Annotated in this window: 12 protein-coding genes; 9 read left to right on the forward strand and 3 right to left on the reverse strand. The window is 60.7% G+C overall.

What is annotated here, in order from left to right; translation table 11 throughout:
- Positions 1-16: 16 nt before the first annotated feature.
- From NKJ04_RS09880 to NKJ04_RS09890, 3 genes are all read right to left on the reverse strand, one after another.
- On the reverse strand, positions 17-3616 hold the full coding sequence (locus tag NKJ04_RS09880) for a DUF5801 repeats-in-toxin domain-containing protein (RefSeq protein ID WP_352674580.1): 3600 nt from the start codon (positions 3614-3616) through the stop codon (positions 17-19).
- 315 nt (positions 3617-3931) lie between these two features.
- A complete protein-coding gene (locus NKJ04_RS09885; RefSeq protein ID WP_352630111.1) occupies positions 3932-4579 on the reverse strand; it encodes a response regulator transcription factor in 648 nt (215 codons plus the stop codon).
- A 175-nt stretch (positions 4580-4754) separates the two neighbouring features.
- The gene (locus tag NKJ04_RS09890) at positions 4755-5699 is read right to left on the reverse strand and encodes a class I SAM-dependent methyltransferase (protein ID WP_352674581.1); all 945 of its coding nucleotides are present in this window, start codon (positions 5697-5699) and stop codon (positions 4755-4757) included.
- A 347-nt stretch (positions 5700-6046) separates the two neighbouring features.
- Between NKJ04_RS09890 and NKJ04_RS09895 the strand changes: the two genes are divergently transcribed.
- The 9 genes from NKJ04_RS09895 (at position 6047) to NKJ04_RS09935 (ending at position 19010) form a co-directional block, all read left to right on the forward strand.
- Positions 6047-9472, forward strand: a complete 3426-nt coding sequence (locus tag NKJ04_RS09895; RefSeq protein ID WP_352674583.1) for a glycosyltransferase — start codon at positions 6047-6049, stop codon at positions 9470-9472.
- A gap of 33 nt (positions 9473-9505) precedes the next feature.
- Positions 9506-10615, forward strand: coding sequence for a non-hydrolyzing UDP-N-acetylglucosamine 2-epimerase (wecB, locus tag NKJ04_RS09900; protein ID WP_352674585.1), 1110 nt, complete (start codon positions 9506-9508; stop codon positions 10613-10615).
- 730 nt (positions 10616-11345) lie between these two features.
- Complete coding sequence (locus tag NKJ04_RS09905) at positions 11346-12602, forward strand: aminomethyl transferase family protein (protein WP_352674588.1); 1257 nt, start codon at positions 11346-11348, stop codon at positions 12600-12602.
- A 138-nt stretch (positions 12603-12740) separates the two neighbouring features.
- The gene (locus NKJ04_RS09910) at positions 12741-13634 is read left to right on the forward strand and encodes a methylenetetrahydrofolate reductase (RefSeq protein WP_352674590.1); all 894 of its coding nucleotides are present in this window, start codon (positions 12741-12743) and stop codon (positions 13632-13634) included.
- Positions 13631-14497: a formyltetrahydrofolate deformylase gene (gene purU, locus NKJ04_RS09915; protein WP_352674802.1), complete on the forward strand. Its 867-nt coding sequence runs from the start codon at positions 13631-13633 to the stop codon at positions 14495-14497. The genes NKJ04_RS09910 and purU overlap by 4 nt, the downstream gene beginning before the upstream one ends.
- Positions 14498-14553: 56 nt before the next feature.
- Complete coding sequence (locus tag NKJ04_RS09920; RefSeq protein WP_352674592.1) at positions 14554-15759, forward strand: aminotransferase class V-fold PLP-dependent enzyme; 1206 nt, start codon at positions 14554-14556, stop codon at positions 15757-15759.
- Between the two features lie 10 nt (positions 15760-15769).
- On the forward strand, positions 15770-16732 hold the full coding sequence (locus NKJ04_RS09925) for a 2-hydroxyacid dehydrogenase (RefSeq protein WP_352674804.1): 963 nt from the start codon (positions 15770-15772) through the stop codon (positions 16730-16732).
- Between the two features lie 79 nt (positions 16733-16811).
- Positions 16812-18077 carry a serine hydroxymethyltransferase gene (gene glyA / locus NKJ04_RS09930; RefSeq protein ID WP_352674594.1) on the forward strand — a complete coding sequence of 422 codons (1266 nt, stop codon included), beginning with the start codon at positions 16812-16814 and terminating at the stop codon, positions 18075-18077.
- A 141-nt stretch (positions 18078-18218) separates the two neighbouring features.
- On the forward strand, positions 18219-19010 hold the full coding sequence (locus NKJ04_RS09935; protein ID WP_352674596.1) for an AraC family transcriptional regulator: 792 nt from the start codon (positions 18219-18221) through the stop codon (positions 19008-19010).
- Positions 19011-19103 lie beyond the last annotated feature (93 nt).

Raw genomic sequence — 19103 nt, forward strand, 5'->3', positions numbered from 1 at the left:
CCCCGTTGGTCAAGTGTCAGCCGACGTCAACATATATGTGCTGCGTCAACGTCTGGTCCCCGTCCGCGTCCGCCACCTGGAAGGCGAAGTCGAGGCTGGCTGATGGCGTCTCGGTCACGGTCGTGCTGAAGGCGATGTCCGTGATCTTCAGCACGTCGTTGTCGACTGCGTCGAAATTCACCAAACTGCCGGTCGCATTGCTGCCGCCGCCAGAGCCGGTCGTCCCGACCAGGTTAATCGCCGAGCCGGTGATTCCGTTGCCCGACTGCATGATCTGGACACCCTGCATCACATAGTCTTCTCCGGCTGCGTTGTAGTCGTTCTGCTCGATGATCACGAGGCCGTCATTGTTGTCCAGCGTGAACTCGCTGCTGTACGGGGACGGGACATTGCCCGTCTTGAAAATGTCATCGTTCGAGACGTACACAGCCCGCGTGATCGTGGTGTTGTCGTCGGCGGTGCCGGCAATGTTGTCGGCGCCATTCTTGTCGATCAGGTCGAGGATCAGCATCAGGTCCTCGCTGTTGCCGATGCCGTCGAACTTGATGGCCATGGTACCGGCGGTTTGTGACGGGGTCGTCTGCACACCGGATGTAGTCGGGTCGACATCCTCGGTGACGATGCCGGGGCTGTTGTTGTAGAACCGCAAGGTGAGCAGTTCGCCTTTCTGGATCGTGTCGCCGGCGACGCCGTTGGTGCTTTGCGTCGCGGACACCCACGTTTCATTGTTGTTGCTCACCATATCGTGCGCAGCGCCGGTGAACGCGGTGTCAGCGGTTTTTCCCTGGCCATTGGTTGTCAAGCTGAACGGGTTGGCCTTGTTGATCGCGTTGCCGGTGAACTGCACGTAGAAGTCTTCGTCAGGCACCGTGTTCGCATCATCGGCCTGCAACTTTTCCACCACGATCGGCGGGTGGCCCACGTTGCTCGTCGGCTGCTTGGACAAGAGTTCACTGGTGTGGATCAAGTCGAAACTGAAGCCTTCGAGCGGGTCGGTCAGGTTGATGGTGTAAGTGTCGGCAACCTTGTCGAAGACGAGGGTGCCGCCCGCCGTGCCCGTCTGGACGCCCGCTGCTGGGTCCTTATCGTAGGTGAAGGTGAAGTTGAACGTCGCCAAGAGGTCAGTCTCCGACGCGAGTGTGACGTCCGAGGTGATGATACTGCCTCCGCCGCCGCCGGTGATCGTGCCGATGAGTGCGATCTGGACGCCGGGAAGCGCGCCATTCTGGTCGACAAAGTCAGAACCGCCGCCCGTGTAGAAGACGGCCGTGTGGGCATCCGCGCCGATGTCGTACCCGAAGGCTCCCGTGGCCGACGCGTTGAGCGTGTTGGCCAGGGTCTCGTGCTGGATACCTGCGGTACCGGGGTCACCGTCGAATGGCACCGTGATCGTCGGGCCGTCGTCCTCGAAGGTAAAGGCAGTGCCGATGTTGGCTGTTGCCTCGGCGGTATCGCCGTCACCATCGGTGGCGGTCGCGGTCAGCGTAACCAGATCGGCCGCGGCAAGTACCGCCGCCGAAGCGCCGCTCTCCACGGGATCTGCCGGATCGTTATGGATGACCGAGCGGTTCTGGGTCAGCGTCACCTCGCCGGTGTTCTCATCGACGCTGATCAGGAAGGCGACCGTGCCTGTGGCGTTCGCCAGATAGCCTTCGACCTCGCCGCTGGCGTTGAGACGCAGCAGAATGTTGTCGCCGCTGAGCGTGTCGTCGAGGCCGCTGTCGACGCCTGCGCTCTTGACGTCGAGTTCATAGGTGACGGCGCCGCCGTCGGCGCCGAGGTCGGTGCTGAAGGCGGAAGCGAAGCCTGCCGATGTGGTATCGGAAAGATCGCTGTCGTCGGTGGTCAGCGTCGGAATCGTGCCGTCAGCGGTCACGGTCGGCCCGTCATCCTCGAAGTGGAAGGCGTCGCCGATATTGGCGGTTGCAGCGTCGGTGTCGCCATCACCATCGGTGGCAGTCGCGGTCAGTGTCACGAGGTCGGCCGCGGCAAGTGCCGCCGCCGAAAGACCGCTCTCCACCGAATCTGCCGGATCGTCATGGACGATCGCGCGGTTCTGGGTCAGCGTTACCTCGCCGGTGGCATCGACGGTGATCAGGAAGGCGACCGTAGCCGTGTCGTTCTCCAGGTAACCTTCCACTTGGCCATTGAGGTTGACGCGCAGCAGGATGTTGTCGCCGCTGAGCGTGTCGTCGAGGCCGCTGTCGACACCGGCGCTCTTGACGTCGAGCGCATAGGTGACGCCGTCCAGGCCATCGGCGCCGGCATCGACGCTGAAGACCGACGCGAAGCTTGCCGATGCAGTATCGGGAATGTCGGTATCGTCGGTAATCAGCGGCGGAACGGTGCCGTCCGCTGTCACCGCCGGCCCGTCATCGTCGAAGTTGATGAGGGAGCCGACCTCTTCGGTGTGGGCGTTGGTGGTCGTCGCCGAGAAATGGAACTCGGTGATGTCTAACCCTTCGTTTGCATCGACCCCCGTAACGGTCAGCCGGTCCATTGGGCTGGCGGTTGTGATATCGACGGTTGTGATGTTATCCAGCCCGGTGATGGTGACTGCGTTCCCAGTGCCAGTAAGCCCTGAGACGTGGATCGTGCCGCTCGCCGTGACGTAGTCGCCATCGGCGGTGATGGTGGCGGCAAATCCCGATTCTCCCGTCAACTTGATGCTGACGATATCGACGGGGTTGGTAGCAGTGCCGTCAAAGAAGTTCGTGCCTTGATCGTTGTCCGTATTGTTCGAGGCCGTAATCGTGATGTCCACGCGCTTATCAAAAGTGGAAGGCGTGATCTGGTTGATGGTGAACCCAGCCTGCGTGATAGTCTCGATATGGTTGTCGTACTGGATCTGCGAAGCAGTACCTGCGCTCAGGTCGCCGCCGGTCACAAAATCGACCTGCAGCGTTTCGCCCGGATTGATGCTCTGATTGTCGATGCCGAAGCCTTGTTTACTCACGTTGGCGGTGCCACCGTTCAGACCTATCACCAGAAGCTGCTTGGAAGCGTCATCGGGCGAGTTAATCAGGTAGAAATCGTGATTGCCGGGAGCGGCGTCCTGGCCTGAGAAACTGATCTCGGAGGTCCCCTCGATCGATGCGAATACCATATTGGTCAAATCGATGCGGTCATCCGGGTTGCTGTCCCCGCCGAGCGGATGGAGCAACGGCACATACTCAACCAAGTACAAATCCGCGTTGGTGGAGCTGGTGGGGTCGAGCCCAAACGAGAAGGCGAGAGGCCCGGTCTCGACGGGCTCAAAAGTCGGGTCGTCAGTGCCAATGACGCCGATCACGACGTTTGGATCAGTTGAATCCTGGAACAGCCACACATAATTGCCATCGACCGTCCGAATGCCGCTGTTCACGCCTTCGGTGGGGGAAAACAGGTCTCCGTCGAGGTTCTGCGTGAGAACGACCGAGGTGATGATTTCCCCTGCGTCCCCCGTGGCCTGCACGAAGTCGGCCTTGAAGGCGACTTCCAGTGCGGTGCCGAGGCCCAGAAGATATTGCAGCGTGAGATTGCCACTGTACAACGGATCGGACGGATCAATATCACTGTCCTGAAGACCGGTGGTTTCGTCGATGATGATGTCTTGGGCCGCGATGTCGAGGGCCATGGAGGTTCTCCTTGGTTGAAAACGCTTCAAGAAAAGGGAACCAGCTCCCGGATGCCGGAAATGCACCTACCCCAGTGCATCCGGTCGCGTGATGGATTTCGTCCCCATGCCTCATCGTGCCGCCAATGAAGAGGGCGCGTCCATTCCCGCTTGGATAGTATTGCGGTCAATGTCCGCGCCTGATCGAACGATATATATCCTTCGATAGATCAGGCTGGCGGGCGCTGCGGGAGGTCGCGCAGGCACGAGCCGGATGCCGTCAGACGGCTCTCCGGCCGTTGCCGTGCGTACAATGTCGGTGCGAGTGGAGAGTGTTCAGAGCAGGCCGGTTCGGCCCGTTCCTGGACGCCCGGAGCCTTTGCCGTGCGTCATCCAGGCAAGTTCCGCCCGGCCGCCGAGGTGCAGCTTCTCGTAGACGTGATGCAGGTGCATCTTCACCGTGCCTTCGGATAAATGCAGCCGCTGCGCGATGGTCTTGTTGCGCAACCCGCGCGAGACGAGATCGGCGATTTCGGTCTCCCGCCCGGTCAGCCTGGACATTGGCTGCGGCTGCGATCCGGGCATCAGCAGCTGCTGGACGATCTTGTTGTCGATCCACTTCTTGCCTGTTGCCACCGCATTCACGCATTCGATGAGAAAGCGGTGGCTGATGCCGTCCAGAAACAGGCCGTCGACGTCGAGCGTCTGTATCTCCTTGACATCGAGCCTGCCGGTTGGCTGCACGATGAAGATGATGCCGAGAGCGCTGTTGCCGGCCTTCAGCCGTGAGGAAAGACCTGATGTCTGCTGGTCCGCGAGATCCACGCCCACGATGACGATATCAGGCTGATGGCGCTCCACATGAGCGAGAACGTCCACAGGGCGGCGACACTGGGCGACAACATCGTGCCCAGCCTTCTGCAACACCCACTCCAGACCGGCGAGATACACCCCCCGCGGGTCGGCGACAACCAAAGTCGACATACCAACACCGTCCGAAAAAAACGCAACGAACTTGGTTAAACACCCGTTAAATCAGGAAACCAGAGCGTAGGCATATTGTCAAGTAACAGCTAATATACATGTTGCTATAATGACAATCCGCCGTCTGCCAGGCGGATCGGCGGATATCTCACATCGCACTTGGGCGGGAAGCTGGCTAGCTGCCCTTCCTGGCCGCTATCACCATAAAATCGCTTCCCAGCGTCCCAGTATCAATAAGCGCGTCCTCGATCTTGAGCAGCATTTCAAGAACTAGCATCGAGGATGGATCCTCTTCACGGAAATTGCCGGCAATGCCACTCAGCAGAAACTGCATTATCGTTCCCCCACACGCATTCATCGCCAAGACATCGAACATGCTCACGATGACGGGCACGATGTCCTGTGACCGAATGGCTTCCGACGGATCCGCACGCCGAACCTCGGTCGGGTCGGGGATGGGTGCTTGGGTCGCAACTTGGCCGAGAATTGCCGGAATGAAGCTCAGTCGATAGCGCGGTGGGATCAAATGGAAGGCGTGCGAAATCGCCTCCTGTTGGGCGAGTGGAAACCCAAAATGGTTAGCGCCGACATATTCGTTGACGAACAGAAAACCGCCAGGCTTGAGGCTATAGCGGACACGATCTAGTACGCGCTCGAGCGCATGGATGTGGTGCAGGGAACCGTTGAACCAAACTGCGTCGTAAACGCCCTCCTCAAGCTGCAGCGTCTCGATATCTGCACAGCGATAGCGGATGCCGTCGAACCCTTCCCCGGCTGCTGCCACAATCGCACTATCGATCGCAGCAGGCGCGATATCGAACGCGTCGCAGATCGCACAGGCATCGATCCGCATGAGGTGCCGCTCAAGGTCGCCGTAACCGCAGCCGACGCTGAGCATGCGGCGCTCGCCGCCCTGGGGAATGAAGGAACCGAGGCAATATTCCACCCATGAGGGATAATTCTCGCCCGCAGAGGCTCGGCGCTGGTGACGGGACATAATGGCCGGGATTGCGAGCCAATAAACGTTTGCCGAGAATTCGTCGGACTCGCTGCTAATCTCGGACCAGCGCTTCGCAACACGTGCTTTGTCCTCGTTGGTCATCGCTTCCGCAATCGACATGCTTAGCCTTTCAATGCAGTCGCAAAAATCGTTTCACGAGCCTGGACGAGTGGATTTTATCTGCCTGCTACAACACAGCATAGCATGTTTGCACTTAGAATCTGTGCTCAGTTGACACCCTTGGGTATCTTCGTCATTGAGGAATACTGTAGCGGCCAGCGTCCGATAGGTGTCATTGTCATCATGCCCGCGCTCGACCGGTCTACCGAGACAGCCCTCGCCCTCCTGCCGGCGTCGCAGCAGAGCGACATGGCCTGCGTGCTCATGGTTGTGGACGCCGGAAATCGGAATGATACGCCGGCCTGGACGGTAATCGGCGGCCATATGCAAGCTCGCAGCAGGTTCTGATGTCATCGCGCGACGAGTCAGAAGAGGGACCCAACGCCCACGTAAACAGCGAGGCCTACTGGTCTCGGCGCTTCGAGACCGACTGGATCACCAACCACGGTCGAGAGCAGTCGGTTTTCTTTGGCCGGATCATCCTCGACAACCTGCCAGAATGGTTGACCCGCGCGCTGCGCGATGAGCGTTGGACCCTCTGCGATTGGGGCTGCGCGTTAGGGGACGGCACCGACCTCCTGGCTCAAGTTTTCCCCGGCCCAGTCACGGGTATCGATTTCGCCGAGCCCGCGATTGCCTCCGCGTGTGCGAAATTCCGCAAGCCGCATTTTCTTCGGGCCGACCTTCTGCGCGAACCCTTCAACGAGCGTTTTGATGTGGTGGTCTCGTCGAACACGCTCGAGCATTTCGATGAGCCCTTGGCAGTTTTCGAGCGGCTCGGGGAAATGGCGACCGAGGCCCTCGTGATTCTGGTCCCCTTCCGGGAATATTTGCGGCTGGCCGAGCACAAGGCAACGTTTGACCCATCGAACATCCCGGCGACGCTTTCTGGCGGCGAGCTCGTGCTCACCGCATCGAAGGTGATCGACACCCGGAGCATCGAGCCGACGTACTGGGCAGGCGAGCAGATCCTGCTCGTCTATGCCCGGCCGCACCGCCTTGCCGAGCGAGGGCTCCGGCTCGCTGACCTCGCTGTCGAGCATGGCATTTCCGGTGCTCCCGGCGACGCCACGCTGGCGCGTCGACAGCTCGAAATAGAGGACGAGGCACGTGCGAGAGGCTTCGTCGACGAACGCGCACGATGGAGCTCGCAGGTCGCTAGGTTGGCGAGCGAACTCAGCGGCGCCAGGATCGAACGCGCGGAAGCCGAAGTGACTTATGCGGCGGCGACCCGCCGAATTGCCGAACTGCTAGACCAGATCGAGGCGATGACCGCTCGCAGCCGTGAGGTCGAACTGATGCGCTCGACGCTCGCAGATGAGGCAGCACGGCTCAGCGACGCACTATCGGCTGAACGCCATGCAACGAATGTCGAGCGATCCAGAGTTGGTGAGCTTCTGGGGACTTCCAATGTGGCTGCCCAAGAACACTTGCGGCAGCTCTTGGCATTCCGTGGGGAATTGCGGGTCGGTGGCGAAGCCGCAAATGGGACCGGGGAGCTGCTTGCCGTGCATCTTTCGCCGATGGACATGCGGCGTGAGGAGCGGGGCAATCCCGCCAAAGACGAGGAGATCGCTACGCTGCGGAGCCTCATTCAGGCCCGCGACGATGGAATTGCCTGGCTGCGTGGCGAGATCCAAGTGCTGGCGGGCGAATACGAGCGGCGACGTACTAGCTTCCGCATCCTCTTGGCGGACCTGATCATCCTCATCCGGCGTAGATGGCCCTGGCTCCGCAGTATCGGAAAGCTCCTCCTTCCGAGGCGTCTGCGATTCCGAATCCTCTCCCGGTCGAATTCCTCGCCACTCCTGACGCTTGTAAATCGCGCAGGAGGCCAACCACGCCCGGTCATGGCTCCTCATGCCGTCTTGGCTGGCGCGCCTGCTGCGCGCCCGTCAGGACAGGTCGCCTCGGGGCTCATGGACATTGTATGCTTTGCCAACATCGATTGGTCGGCGCGCTACCAGCGTCCTCAGCAGCTCATGTCGAACCTCGCCAACCGCGGCTATCGCGTGTTCTATATCGTACCCTCGCGCACGCCGCCACCGGGCCGGGACTACGACCTCATGGAGGTGGCGAACGGCGTCTTCGAGGTCTCATTGAGAGCTCACGGCGTCCAGGATTTCTACAGCAAGTCGATGAGCCGTGAGAATCAGGCCGCCTTCGGGGAAGCGATGTCCGCGCTGGCGCGCGATCTCAGGATCAAGACAGCGGTCACTGTCGTGCATCTCACCTACTGGACACCGCTCGCACTCGCGCTTCGGACGTCACGCGGGTGGCACGTGCAGTACGACTGCATGGACGAATGGGACAATTTCCCGAACATTGGCCGCGACCTTCTCGACGACGAGGAGACACTGGTCCGCGAAGCCGACCTCGTGACGGTTACAGCCGCCCTACTCCAAGATAAATGGCAAGCGAAGGCGCGCCGTTGCGTCCTTGTTCGCAACGGCGTGGATTACGCGTTCTTCCAGGAGCAGTGCCGCCCGAACAATCTCTTGAGCAACATAAAGGGTCCCATTATCGGCTACTACGGCGCGCTCGCCGAATGGCTCGACTTCAAGCTAGTCGCTGCCGTCGCGCGCCAGCGCCCCGATTGGTCCTTCGTGATGATCGGCGACGATTTCTCCACCGACCTTGCCGGCCTCGACAGCCTGCCAAACGTCCACCTCCTTGGTCTGCGCCCATATAGCGAGATGCCGCAATTCCTCTACTGGTTCGACGCCTGTCTGATCCCGTTCAGGATCTACAACGTCACGCATGCGGTCGACCCCGTAAAGTTCTATGAATACATGAGCGCTGGAAAGCCCGTGATCGCGACGCCGACCGCGGAACTTCAAGTCTACAAGGACTACCTCTCCTTTGCGTCCAATCCGGACGAGGCCGTGCACGCCATAGAGGTGGCGCTGGCCCAGAGCGACCCGGCGATCTCCCGCCACCGGCGTGAGTTGGCGCGGGCTAACGACTGGGCTACACGGGTAGACGCGACGCTCGAGGCGCTTCGTGACGGCTATCCAGTCGTGTCAATCATCGTAGTTGCGTACAATAACCTCGATCTCACCGCCGCCTGCATCGACAGCTTGATCCGCAACACCACCTACCCAAACTACGAGATCATTGTGGTCGATAACGCGTCGGAAGATGGGACGCAGTCCTACCTGCGACAGCTATCCCGCTCGGGGCTGCCAGTCAGGATCGAGTTGAATCGGGAGAACCGTGGTTTCGCGGCGGCAAATAATCAGGGCTTGCGTATGGCGACGGGCGATGTGCTCGTTCTCCTGAACAACGACACGCTCGTGCCGAAGGGTTGGCTCGACCCGCTCATCCGTCACCTCGACAATCCGTCCGTTGGCCTTGTCGGTCCCGTCACCAACGAGATCGGCAACGAGGCAAAAATTGCGGTGGACTACCTTGACCCAGAGGGCATGGAGGCGTTAGCGGACCAGAATACGGCTCGTCATGCCGGCCAATGCTTCGATATCCCCATGCTGGCCATGTTCTGCGTCGCGATGCGGCGCGACGTGATGGAGGCCGTTGGACCACTCGACGAAACATTCGGGCTGGGGCTATTCGAGGATGACGACTATTCGCGCCGCATCCATGAAAAGGGCTTGCGTACAATCTGTGCCGAAGACGCCTTTGTCCACCATGTCGGTGGGGCGAGTTTCACTAAGCTCTCGAAAGTGGCATACGCCGAGATCTGGCAGCGCAACCAGGACTATTTCGAAAGCAAATGGGGCGGGTGGACACCCCACCGCCACCGTGATGCATGAGAATGACTTTGGCGAGCTAATGCGACAAGACAGATGGCGAAGATTTTATGCGTTATTGGAACAAGGCCTGAAGCCATCAAGATGGCGCCTGTCGTTGTCTCGTTAAGGGAGAGGTTCTGTTCTTGCGAGCACTCTGTTATGCTTGTCGGAACCGGCCAGCACGAAGAAATTCTTAACGAGGCGCTTGCGGTTTTTGGACTTCGGCTTGACCAGCGCCTGGGTGCCTTGGTCCCCGGCCAAGGACTTGCGCCGCTGCTGGGGCGGTTGCTGGCGGAACTGGACTCCTACCTTTCGACCAACCTTCCGCATTTTGTCCTGGCCCAAGGAGACACGAGCTCGGTTTTCGCGGCTGCCATATGTTCTTTTTATCGCGGCATCCCCTTCGGTCATATCGAAGCTGGTCTCAGGACCGGGAATCTTCAGCATCCATTTCCGGAAGAATTTCATCGACTGGCGACGTCGATAGCGGCGAACGTCCATTTCGCGCCAACCGAGAAGGCGCGGATTTCGTTGCTGAACCAAGGCGTCGATGGCTCCGCCATTCTTGTGACGGGAAATACCGTTATTGATGCCGCTCGGCTGGTCCCAGTGGATACAACGATCGTCGAGAGCCTCGGCATACGCGCGAATGCACGGCTTATTGTCATGACCACGCACCGGCGCGAGAGTCAGGGGATAGCGATGGCCGCCGCGCTACGAGCCGTGAGAGCCGTTGCCGAGGCACATCCCGGCGTCTTCGTCGTCTTGCCAGTGCACCCCAACCCGTCCGTTGCCACAGTGGTTAGGCGGGAACTGGGTGACAGCCCCGCGGTGATCCTTTCGCCGCCTCTCCGTTACGGCGAGATGATCAATCTGCTGCGACGGGCCTTCGTCGTCGTGACTGACAGCGGCGGCATACAAGAGGAGGCGCAGTTTCTGGGAGCGCCTGTTCTCATTACCCGCGACCATACCGAGCGTCAGGAGATCGTGGAACTCGGTTCTGCTGTGCTTGTCGGATCGGCTGGCGAGGGGCTAAAGTCAAACCTTGAGCGGTTGCTGTCGGACGGTGATCATTATGCGTCGATGGCGCACAAGCCGTCTCCTTACGGAGGTGGCGGCGCTGCTGCAAAGATTTCGGAATTCATCTGGCATCGGCTGACATAAGGTCATTCACTAAGCCGGCGGTCGCGCAAATGGATGTCGTGGGGCGCCGGTAACGGCAAAATCGATCATGGCTTCCCGTGCAGACAAGATTCAACCCGCGAATTTTGCCGAGTTGGATCAGGCGCCCGCGTGACCGGTGTGATCGCGCTGCGTCTCGCGGTGCTGGCACGCTACGAGGAACAACCAAACCAACTTCAAACAGGGCACTGTGGCCGGTGCGGGACTTGATCGAAACCGTCGTGGTTGCTTCGAAATTTCAACAAGGATGGTGGTAGCGGGAGACCGCTACATCGCGAGACCCACTATTGAAGATGCATTCTTTTGCTATCGGAGGCACGCGGCTTAGTCGAAATTTTCTGAATTTGGGGACAGAGGCTAACCGATGCCCTCCGAAGGAATGGCTGACCGTGGAAGCGACGACTTGGCCAGCTTCGTGATCAAAGCGCGCAAGTGCATTTGAACGGCTGCTCAAACAACAGCTTGAAATGATCAGGTTGAACTGCGGGTATGTCGTCGGCAACCGGGGGCATTCCGAAAAACTCCGTGAAGTGAAAGTCTCGCCCCAGATACGGATGAGGCAAGAGACATCTGACTGAGCTGGTTCCTGCCCGTAGGAAATCCTCTGCGGTCGGCTCTTTGACAGACTCGTTTCCCTGGCGCGGGATGCGCCGGTCCTCACCCGTTGTTGAATGTCGCGGCGAAGTGCCTTGCGGCCGGGAGGAGACTTGCAATGGATGACATCAAATTCACCACAGGCCTGAGCGCGGTAGCGGATGCCCGGGTGGCCTTTCGCGGCACGCCTTTCGTCGAGCGGACGGCTCCGCTGAACCAGAACGCCTTGTGGATGCGCTGGGACCGGAACATGGTCGTCGATTCCTATTCCGATATGGTCGAGGAGCTGTCAGCAATCCGAACCAGGGTTGCCATGGGCGACATGTCGCCATTGTCGAAATATGTCATTGCCGGCTCGGATGCGGAAAAGCTGATGGACAGGCTGATCCCGCGCGACATCACCAAGCTACAGGTCGGGCAGATCTATTATGCGCCGTGGTGCGACGAGAATGGGCACGTCGTCGGCGACGGTCTGGTCTTCCGCATGGATGAAACGACATTTCGTGTTTCGGCCGATCCGGGCTTCGCGTGGTGGAAGCAGCATGCCGAGGGTCTCGACGTCCGCGTGACCGATATCTCCGATACCTACGGCATTCTCACCTTGCAAGGGCCGCGCTCCCGCGAAGTCCTTGAGGCTGTCACACAGTCAGCGCAGGATTTACCGTTCTCTCGCTTGGCCATTGTCACCATTGCTGGCAGGCAGGTCGAAATCCTGCGCCAGGGCTTTACCGGCGAACACGGTTACGAATTATGGGTCAAGGCGGACGACGGTGCTGCCGTGTGGGACGCAGTGGAGGCGGCAGGCAAGCCTTATGGCATTCTTCCTGCTGGTGCCTGGGCGCTCGACATCGCGCGTCTCGAAGCCGGCCTGCTGATCGTCGGCTATGACTACACCAGCGCCGGCCCGGATCATGGCGGTGCAGGTATCCAGGCGGCTGGAAAATACCGCGCTTCGCCATTCGATCTTGGCCTCGGTCGGTTGATCGACTTCCGCAAGGCCGATTTCATTGGCAAGGCGGCGCTGCAACGCATGTCGAACACAGGCGACCATCGCCAGCTCGTGGGGCTCGACATCGATTGGTCGCAGGCCCTCGATGGGAGAGGCCTCGAGAGTGGGGCGCCAGGTGATCTAAGGCGGGTGCGATGGTATCCGCTTAAAGCCTTCCAGGGCGAGAACGAAGTCGGGCACGCCAGCAGCGTCGCTTGGTCACCTTCAACCGGGAAAATGATCGGCTTCGGGCATCTACGGCGTGAGGCTGCGGCAGTCGGCACTGAGCTTTCGTTGAAGTGGAACAAGGATGGCGCTGCAGTTGACGTCAAGGCGAGTGTCGTTGCGCTGCCTTTCCTGTCGCTTAAGCGCGCTGCCAACGGTTAGCTGAACGCTGTTTCAGAACTGAGTCCTGTCGTCGCATCCTCCCATGACGACAAGCCGGGCAGCTGGTCTGCCCGGCTCCCATTGCCACGGCACACGGTGCCGCGAAATCGAACTTGTCGGGAGAGACCTGGAAAGATCATGAACGATATGCGCCAAGAACTTATCCAGACACGAGGGTCCGCTGCATTTGCGTTTGGCGCGGAGGTGTCGATCGAGCTGGCGCCGGAGCAGGCACGCACATTTGCGCCACGAGCCGACTGCTTTCCGCTTGGCTCTCGCGTCTTTCTTACTCACCTTCCCGGCAAGCCCGAAGCTTTGCAAATCGAAGCAGCTCGCCGGATCAAGGAGTTGGGTTTTGCGCCGGTGCCACACCTGGGCGCGCGGAACTTCAATTCAGAGCAGGACTACGTCGATCTTGTCACCGCCCACAGCCGAAACGGGATCGGCGAAGCGCTCTTTCTTGGCGGCAATCCGGCTCTCTTTCCTGGGCCGCTGGGGGAGGCAACCCAGTTGCTCGCCCATCCAGTGGTCAGAGACAGCACGATACGAACCGCCTTCGTCGCCGGCTATCCGGAAGGGCATCCAAGCATCGTCGAAGCCGTGCTGGCGGACGCATTGCGGCGCAAGCTCGACATCTGTGTCGAGCGATCGCTGGAAGCCAGGGTCGTATCGCAATTCGCTTTCGATGGGGACATGATCGCCGCCTGGGCAAGCAGTCTGCATATGGCACATCCCGCGCTGCCGGTTCATGTCGGTCTGGCCGGCGTGACCAGCCTTACCAAACTCATCCGGTTCGCCATGATGTGCGGTGTTGGTCCTTCGATCGCGGCGCTGCGGCGTTCCGCCAGCGGCCTCTTCAACATCGTGGCCGACAGGAACCCGGCCGAGATCTTGGAAACGATGGCGGCAAGCTACCCGGCGCCGACCGCGCCGCTACACCTCCATTTCTTCCCATTCGGTGGGTGGGAAAAGACACTTGCCTGGTTCAGCGATTATCGCGAGGCGTGCTGGCCGCGGATCAACGAACGATGAATTGTGCAACGCTTCGACTTTCGTTCATTCTGACCCTGTCCTGCGAAGACCAGGCCGGGATCGTGGCGGCGGTGACGACTGAGCTTGCCAGCCTTGGCACCAACATTGTCGAGAGTAGCCAGCATTGGGACCGGGCCTCGAACCGTTTCTTCATGCGCATTGCCCTTTCGGCGCCCGCCTGGGTATCTGCCGACGCCATCAAAGAGGGACTTGCCCCTGCGGTTGACCGCTTCGGCTTGAGCTGCCGGCTGCTCGAACGTAGTCGTCGGCCGAAAATCGTCATCATGGTCTCGAAGTTTGACCATGCATTGCTGCACCTGATCTACCAAATCCGTGTTGGCTGGCTCGAAGCCGAGGTCGCAGCGATCATCTCCAATCACGAAGACAGCCGCGAAACTGCCGCATGGGCGGGCATTCCCTACTACGTGCTCCCGATCTCGAAGGACAACAAGCAGGAACAGGAAGGCCGGATACTGGCGGTGATCGAAGACGTCGGCGCCGACCTCGTCGTCCTGGCGCGCTACATGCAAGTGTACTCCGACGACCTCGCGGAGCGCCTGTTCGGCAGGGTCATCAACATCCACCATTCGTTCCTGCCAAGCTTCAAGGGCGCGCGGCCGTATCACCAGGCATTTGAGCACGGGGTCAAGCTGATTGGCGCCACGGCTCACTATGTGACCGCCCAACTCGATGAGGGGCCGATCATCGAGCAGGAAACCGAGCGGGTAACGCATTCCATGAGCGTCGAGGATTTTATCGCGGCCGGCCGCGATATCGAAAGTCGCGTTCTTGCGCGTGCCATCAAACGGCACCTCGAAGCCCGGGTGATGATCAACGGACGAAAGACGGTTGTGTTCGCGTAAGGCGGCACCACTGGGCTTGTGTGTGGCAAGGCTCATGTCAACAGGAGAATCAGATCATGAAGAATGGAACGGCGCATCTCTTTATCCCGGGTCCGACCAACATTCCTGACGCGGTCCGGCGGGCCATGAACGTGCCGATGCAGGATATGCGCGCACCGGATTTTCCGGAACTGGTCCTGCCTTTGTTTCGCGACCTGAAGCGGATCTTCAAGACCGAGACCGGCAGCGTCTTCATCTTTCCAGGCTCGGGCACCGGTGCCTGGGAAGCGGCAATCTCCAACACGCTCAACCGTGGCGACCGGGTGCTGATGTCGCGTTTCGGTCAGTTCTCGCATCTCTGGGTCGATATGGCCGAGCGGCTCGGACTGGAGGTCGATTGCATCGACGTCGAATGGGGCGAGGGGGTTCCGCTCGACGCCTATCGGCAAAGGTTGAGCGACGACAAGGGCGGCGAGATCAAGGCGGTGTTCGCCACCCACAACGAGACCGCAACCGGCGTGACATCCGACGTCGCCGGCGTGCGTGCCGCGCTCGACGAAACGGCTCATGACGCGCTGCTGTTCGTCGACGGCGTGAGCTCGATCGGCTCGATCGATTTTCGGATGGACGAATGGGGTGTCGACCTCGCCATCACCGGCTCGCAGAAAGGGCTGATGCTGCCTGCCGGTCTCGGCATCCTGGCGGTGAGCGCCAAAGCGTTGGAAGCGCACAAGCAGTCACGCATGGAGCGTTGCTATTTCAGCTTCGAGGATATGCAGACGCCGTCCAAAACCGGCTTCTTCCCCTACACGCCGCCAACGCAGTTGCTGCTTGGGCTGAGGGCTTCGCTTGATCTCGTCTTCGCCGAAGGACTCGAGCAGATCTTTGCCCGTCACCACCGCCTCGCCGAAGGTGTTCGTCGCGGTGTGCATGCGTGGGGACTGAGGCTCTGTGCGAGGGAGGAAAAATGGTGGTCGGATACGGTTTCGGCGATCGTCGTTCCCGACGATGTCGATGCCAGGCAAGTCATCGCCAACGGCTACTCCAGATATCGCACTTCCTTCGGCGCCGGGCTGAGCAAGGTGGCCGGCCGCGTGTTCCGCATCGGCCATCTCGGCGATCTCAACGAGGTCATGTGTCTCGCCGCGCTGGCCTCGGCGGAAATGTCATTGCGCGACGCTGGCGCACGGATCGAGGCCGGTTCCGGTGTCGCCGTTGCCCAGGAATGGTACCGCTCTGAGATCGGCCGGAACTTGCTGCCGCTGCACGAACGCGCGGCTTGAGAGGAACGTAATCGTGAGCAAATTGAAGGTAGTCGTTACCCGGCGATGGCCGGATGAGGTCGAACAGCGCCTCGCCGGCCAGTTCAATGTCACTCTGAATGAAGCCGATCGTCCCTATGAGCAACAACAGCTCCGCGAGGCGTTGCTGCAAGCCGATGCGGTGCTACCGACCGTGACCGACCGGTTTGGCGCCGATCTCTTCGCGGGTGGCGTCAGGGCAAGAATGCTTGGCAATTTCGGCGTCGGCTTTAACCACATCGATATTGCCGCCGCGAGAGCGGCAGGGCTGGTCGTCACCAACACGCCCGCCGTGTTGACCGATGCCACCGCCGATCTCGCCATGACGCTGCTTTTGATGTGCGCCCGCCGCGCCGGAGAGGGCGAGCGTGAGCTGCGCTCCGGCAACTGGACCGGCTGGCGGCCGACCCATCTGTGCGGCACCCAGGTCAGCGGCAAGACCGTCGGCATCATCGGCATGGGCCGCATCGGCCAGGCAATGGCGAAGCGCTGTCATTTCGGCTTCGGTATGGATGTCGTCTTCTTCGACAGCATGGCGGTTGCTGATCCCGGCATGCCGGCTCGGCAAATGGCAACGGTCGATGACGTGCTCTCGGCTTCGGATTTCGTGTCGTTGCATTGCCCTGGCGGTGGCGAGAACACCCGCCTCATCAACGAACGCCGTCTTGCCTGCATGAAGAGATCGGCCTTCCTGATCAACACCGCGCGTGGCGACGTGATTGACGAGGACGCACTGGTTCAGGCGCTTCGTGAGCGCCGGATCGCCGGCGCCGGACTGGATGTCTTCGAGACGGAGCCTTCCGTGCCACCCTCCTTGACCGAGCGCGAGGATGTCGTGCTGCTGCCGCATCTGGGCAGCGCCACCAGCGAGACGCGCATCGCCATGGGCATGCGGGTGATCGACAATCTGTCGGCCTTCTTCGAAGGGCGCACCCCGCCTGACGCGGTGAATTAGCCACGCGTTTTCAACTCAACGAGCACAGCCATCGCCGGATGCCTGCAAGCATCCGCGGGCACGCCAGGAGACCAGCAGAATGTCCGGCTTCTTCCAACGAAACCTCGCGCGGCAGGATCCGGTGATCGCCGACGCGATAGAGCGCGAAATCGGCCGGCAGAGGTCGGAGATAGAGCTGATCGCTTCCGAAAACATCGTCTCGCCGGCGGTGCTCGAAGCTCAGGGCTCGGTGATGACCAACAAATATGCCGAGGGCTATCCCGGGCATCGCTACTACGGCGGCTGCCAATATGTCGATCTGGCGGAAGCGGCGGCTATCGACCGGGCTTGCCGTCTCTTCCGCGCGGCGCATGCCAATGTCCAGCCGCATTCCGGCGCGCAGGCCAATGGCGCGGTGATGCTCGCCGTGCTTAAACCCGGCGACACCTTCATGGGTCTGTCGCTCGCCGCGGGAGGGCATCTAACTCACGGTGCCAAGCCGACGATGTCGGGAAAATGGTTCAACGCCGTCCCGTACGGCGTCCGCCAGAGCGATTGCCTCATCGACTATGAGGAACTGGAGTCGAAGGCACATGAGACCAAGCCCAAACTGATCATCGCCGGCGGGTCAGCCTATCCGCGCATCATCGACTTCAAGCGTATCCGGGCGATCGCCGACACTGTCGGCTCCCTGATGATGGTCGACATGGCGCATTTCGCCGGCCTGGTCGCCGGCGGCGTGCATCCCAACCCGGTCGAGGTCGCCGACATCGTCACCACCACGACGCACAAAACGCTGCGCGGCCCGCGCGGCGGCATGATCCTGACCAATAGCCAGGACATCGCCAAGAAGCTGAATTCGGCTGTCTTCCCGGGCCTGCAGGGCGGTCCGCTGATGCATGTCATCGCCGCCAAGGCCGTTGCCTTGGGTGAAGCCTTGGAGGACGGGTTCAAGGTCTATGCCCGTCAGGTGGTGACGAATGCCAGGGTCCTGGCCGCCACGCTCGGCGAGCGCGGTTTCGATATCATCTCCGGTGGAACCGATACGCATCTGCTGCTGGTCGACCTGCGCGGCAAAGGTCTGTCCGGCAAGGATGCGGAGGAGGCGCTGGGCCGTGCCGGGCTGACCTGCAACAAGAACGGCATTCCCTTCGACCCGGCGCCGCCTGCCGTGACCTCCGGCATCCGGCTGGGCACGCCGGCGGCGACGACGCGCGGTTTCGGCGAGGGCGAGTTTGCGCGTGTCGGTCATCTCGTAGCCGACGTCCTTGATGCGGTTGGAACGCAATGGGGCGCTGAACAGGAGAAGGTGGCTCGCCGGTCGGTCGAGGAACTTTGCGAGGCATTCCCGATCTATGGTCGCTGAGGCGCGCCAAAGTCAGATTTCATTCGAACAGGCAAATGCCTTGCGCCATGGAGCCACACCCTCGACTATTGGAGATGACAGTGCCGGCAAGCGGCTCGACCTCGTTTGCACGATGCCGGCAGCCTGAGAGGGAACGTCGCCATGCGCCTGCCTCCAATCGATCTTAGCCGCGAGAACACGTTCGGTGCACTGACCTATGAGAATGGTGGCGAGTACGGGCCGATTGGCGGCGACTATTTGGCTTTCATGCTTGTCCACATTGGATCCCTGCGGCTGGAGACGGATGACAGCGTCCTGCAACTGGAGGCCGGGCAATGCGCTCTGTCGCTTACGCGCCAGCGCTACATGACGACGGTCGGGTCGGAGACTTTGACCCATATCAGCTGGTGCGATGGCCGGCCGCAGAACGCGGCGTGGCTGTACAAGGAGCGCGAGAAGTTCGCGCCGTTCATCGTCGCCTCGCCGATGGTCCATACCCTCATGCAATTGGGTGTCGACCTTGGCCTCGGTGAGCGCGGCGGTCGCAGCGGTGTTCGCGAGTCGCTGACCAACGCTCTGCTCCACGCTTTCATCTACGAGGCCGAGGTGATCGAGGCGGAGCGGCCGATCCCGCAGACGATTCTGCAGGCGCGCCGGTTCCTTGAAGAGAATTTTGCCGCTGATCTGTCGATCGAGCGGGTGGCGCAGCAGGTGCGCGTCAGCCCGCAATATCTGGTCTCGGCGTTCAAGAAACATCTCGGCATGACGCCTGCCAAATATCTGTGGCGTTGCCGTCTCGACTACGGCACGCATCTGCTGCAGCGGACGGGACTGTCGATAAGCGAGATCGCCTACCAGGTCGGCTACAAGAACCCCTATCATTTTTCGCGGCAGGTCAAGCTGGCATTCGACTGCTCTCCGACCGAGTTGAGAGAGCAGAAGCGCAACGCCTGACGGCTGCCCACATGCCTCCGGATGGGCGGGGCAAGCATTGCCGCCGGAACGAGCGCGGATGAACTGGCGATATGCTTTCCTCAACAGCAGGCA

It is taken from the genome of Mesorhizobium sp. M0618, assembly GCF_040320765.1.
GTDB lineage: Bacteria > Pseudomonadota > Alphaproteobacteria > Rhizobiales > Rhizobiaceae > Mesorhizobium.

What these genes read in the sequence shown, in the direction of transcription:
- NKJ04_RS09880 (WP_352674580.1), bottom strand. Translation starts at nt 3,616, where the DNA reads ATGGCCCTCGACATCGCGGCCCAAGACATCATCATCGACGAAACCACC.
- NKJ04_RS09885 (WP_352630111.1), bottom strand. Translation starts at nt 4,579, where the DNA reads ATGTCGACTTTGGTTGTCGCCGACCCGCGGGGGGTGTATCTCGCCGGT.
- NKJ04_RS09890 (WP_352674581.1), bottom strand. Translation starts at nt 5,699, where the DNA reads ATGTCGATTGCGGAAGCGATGACCAACGAGGACAAAGCACGTGTTGCG.
- NKJ04_RS09895 (WP_352674583.1), top strand. Translation starts at nt 6,047, where the DNA reads ATGTCATCGCGCGACGAGTCAGAAGAGGGACCCAACGCCCACGTAAAC.
- wecB (WP_352674585.1), top strand. Translation starts at nt 9,506, where the DNA reads ATGGCGAAGATTTTATGCGTTATTGGAACAAGGCCTGAAGCCATCAAG.
- NKJ04_RS09905 (WP_352674588.1), top strand. Translation starts at nt 11,346, where the DNA reads ATGGATGACATCAAATTCACCACAGGCCTGAGCGCGGTAGCGGATGCC.
- NKJ04_RS09910 (WP_352674590.1), top strand. Translation starts at nt 12,741, where the DNA reads ATGAACGATATGCGCCAAGAACTTATCCAGACACGAGGGTCCGCTGCA.
- purU (WP_352674802.1), top strand. Translation starts at nt 13,631, where the DNA reads ATGAATTGTGCAACGCTTCGACTTTCGTTCATTCTGACCCTGTCCTGC.
- NKJ04_RS09920 (WP_352674592.1), top strand. Translation starts at nt 14,554, where the DNA reads ATGAAGAATGGAACGGCGCATCTCTTTATCCCGGGTCCGACCAACATT.
- glyA (WP_352674594.1), top strand. Translation starts at nt 16,812, where the DNA reads ATGTCCGGCTTCTTCCAACGAAACCTCGCGCGGCAGGATCCGGTGATC.
- NKJ04_RS09935 (WP_352674596.1), top strand. Translation starts at nt 18,219, where the DNA reads ATGCGCCTGCCTCCAATCGATCTTAGCCGCGAGAACACGTTCGGTGCA.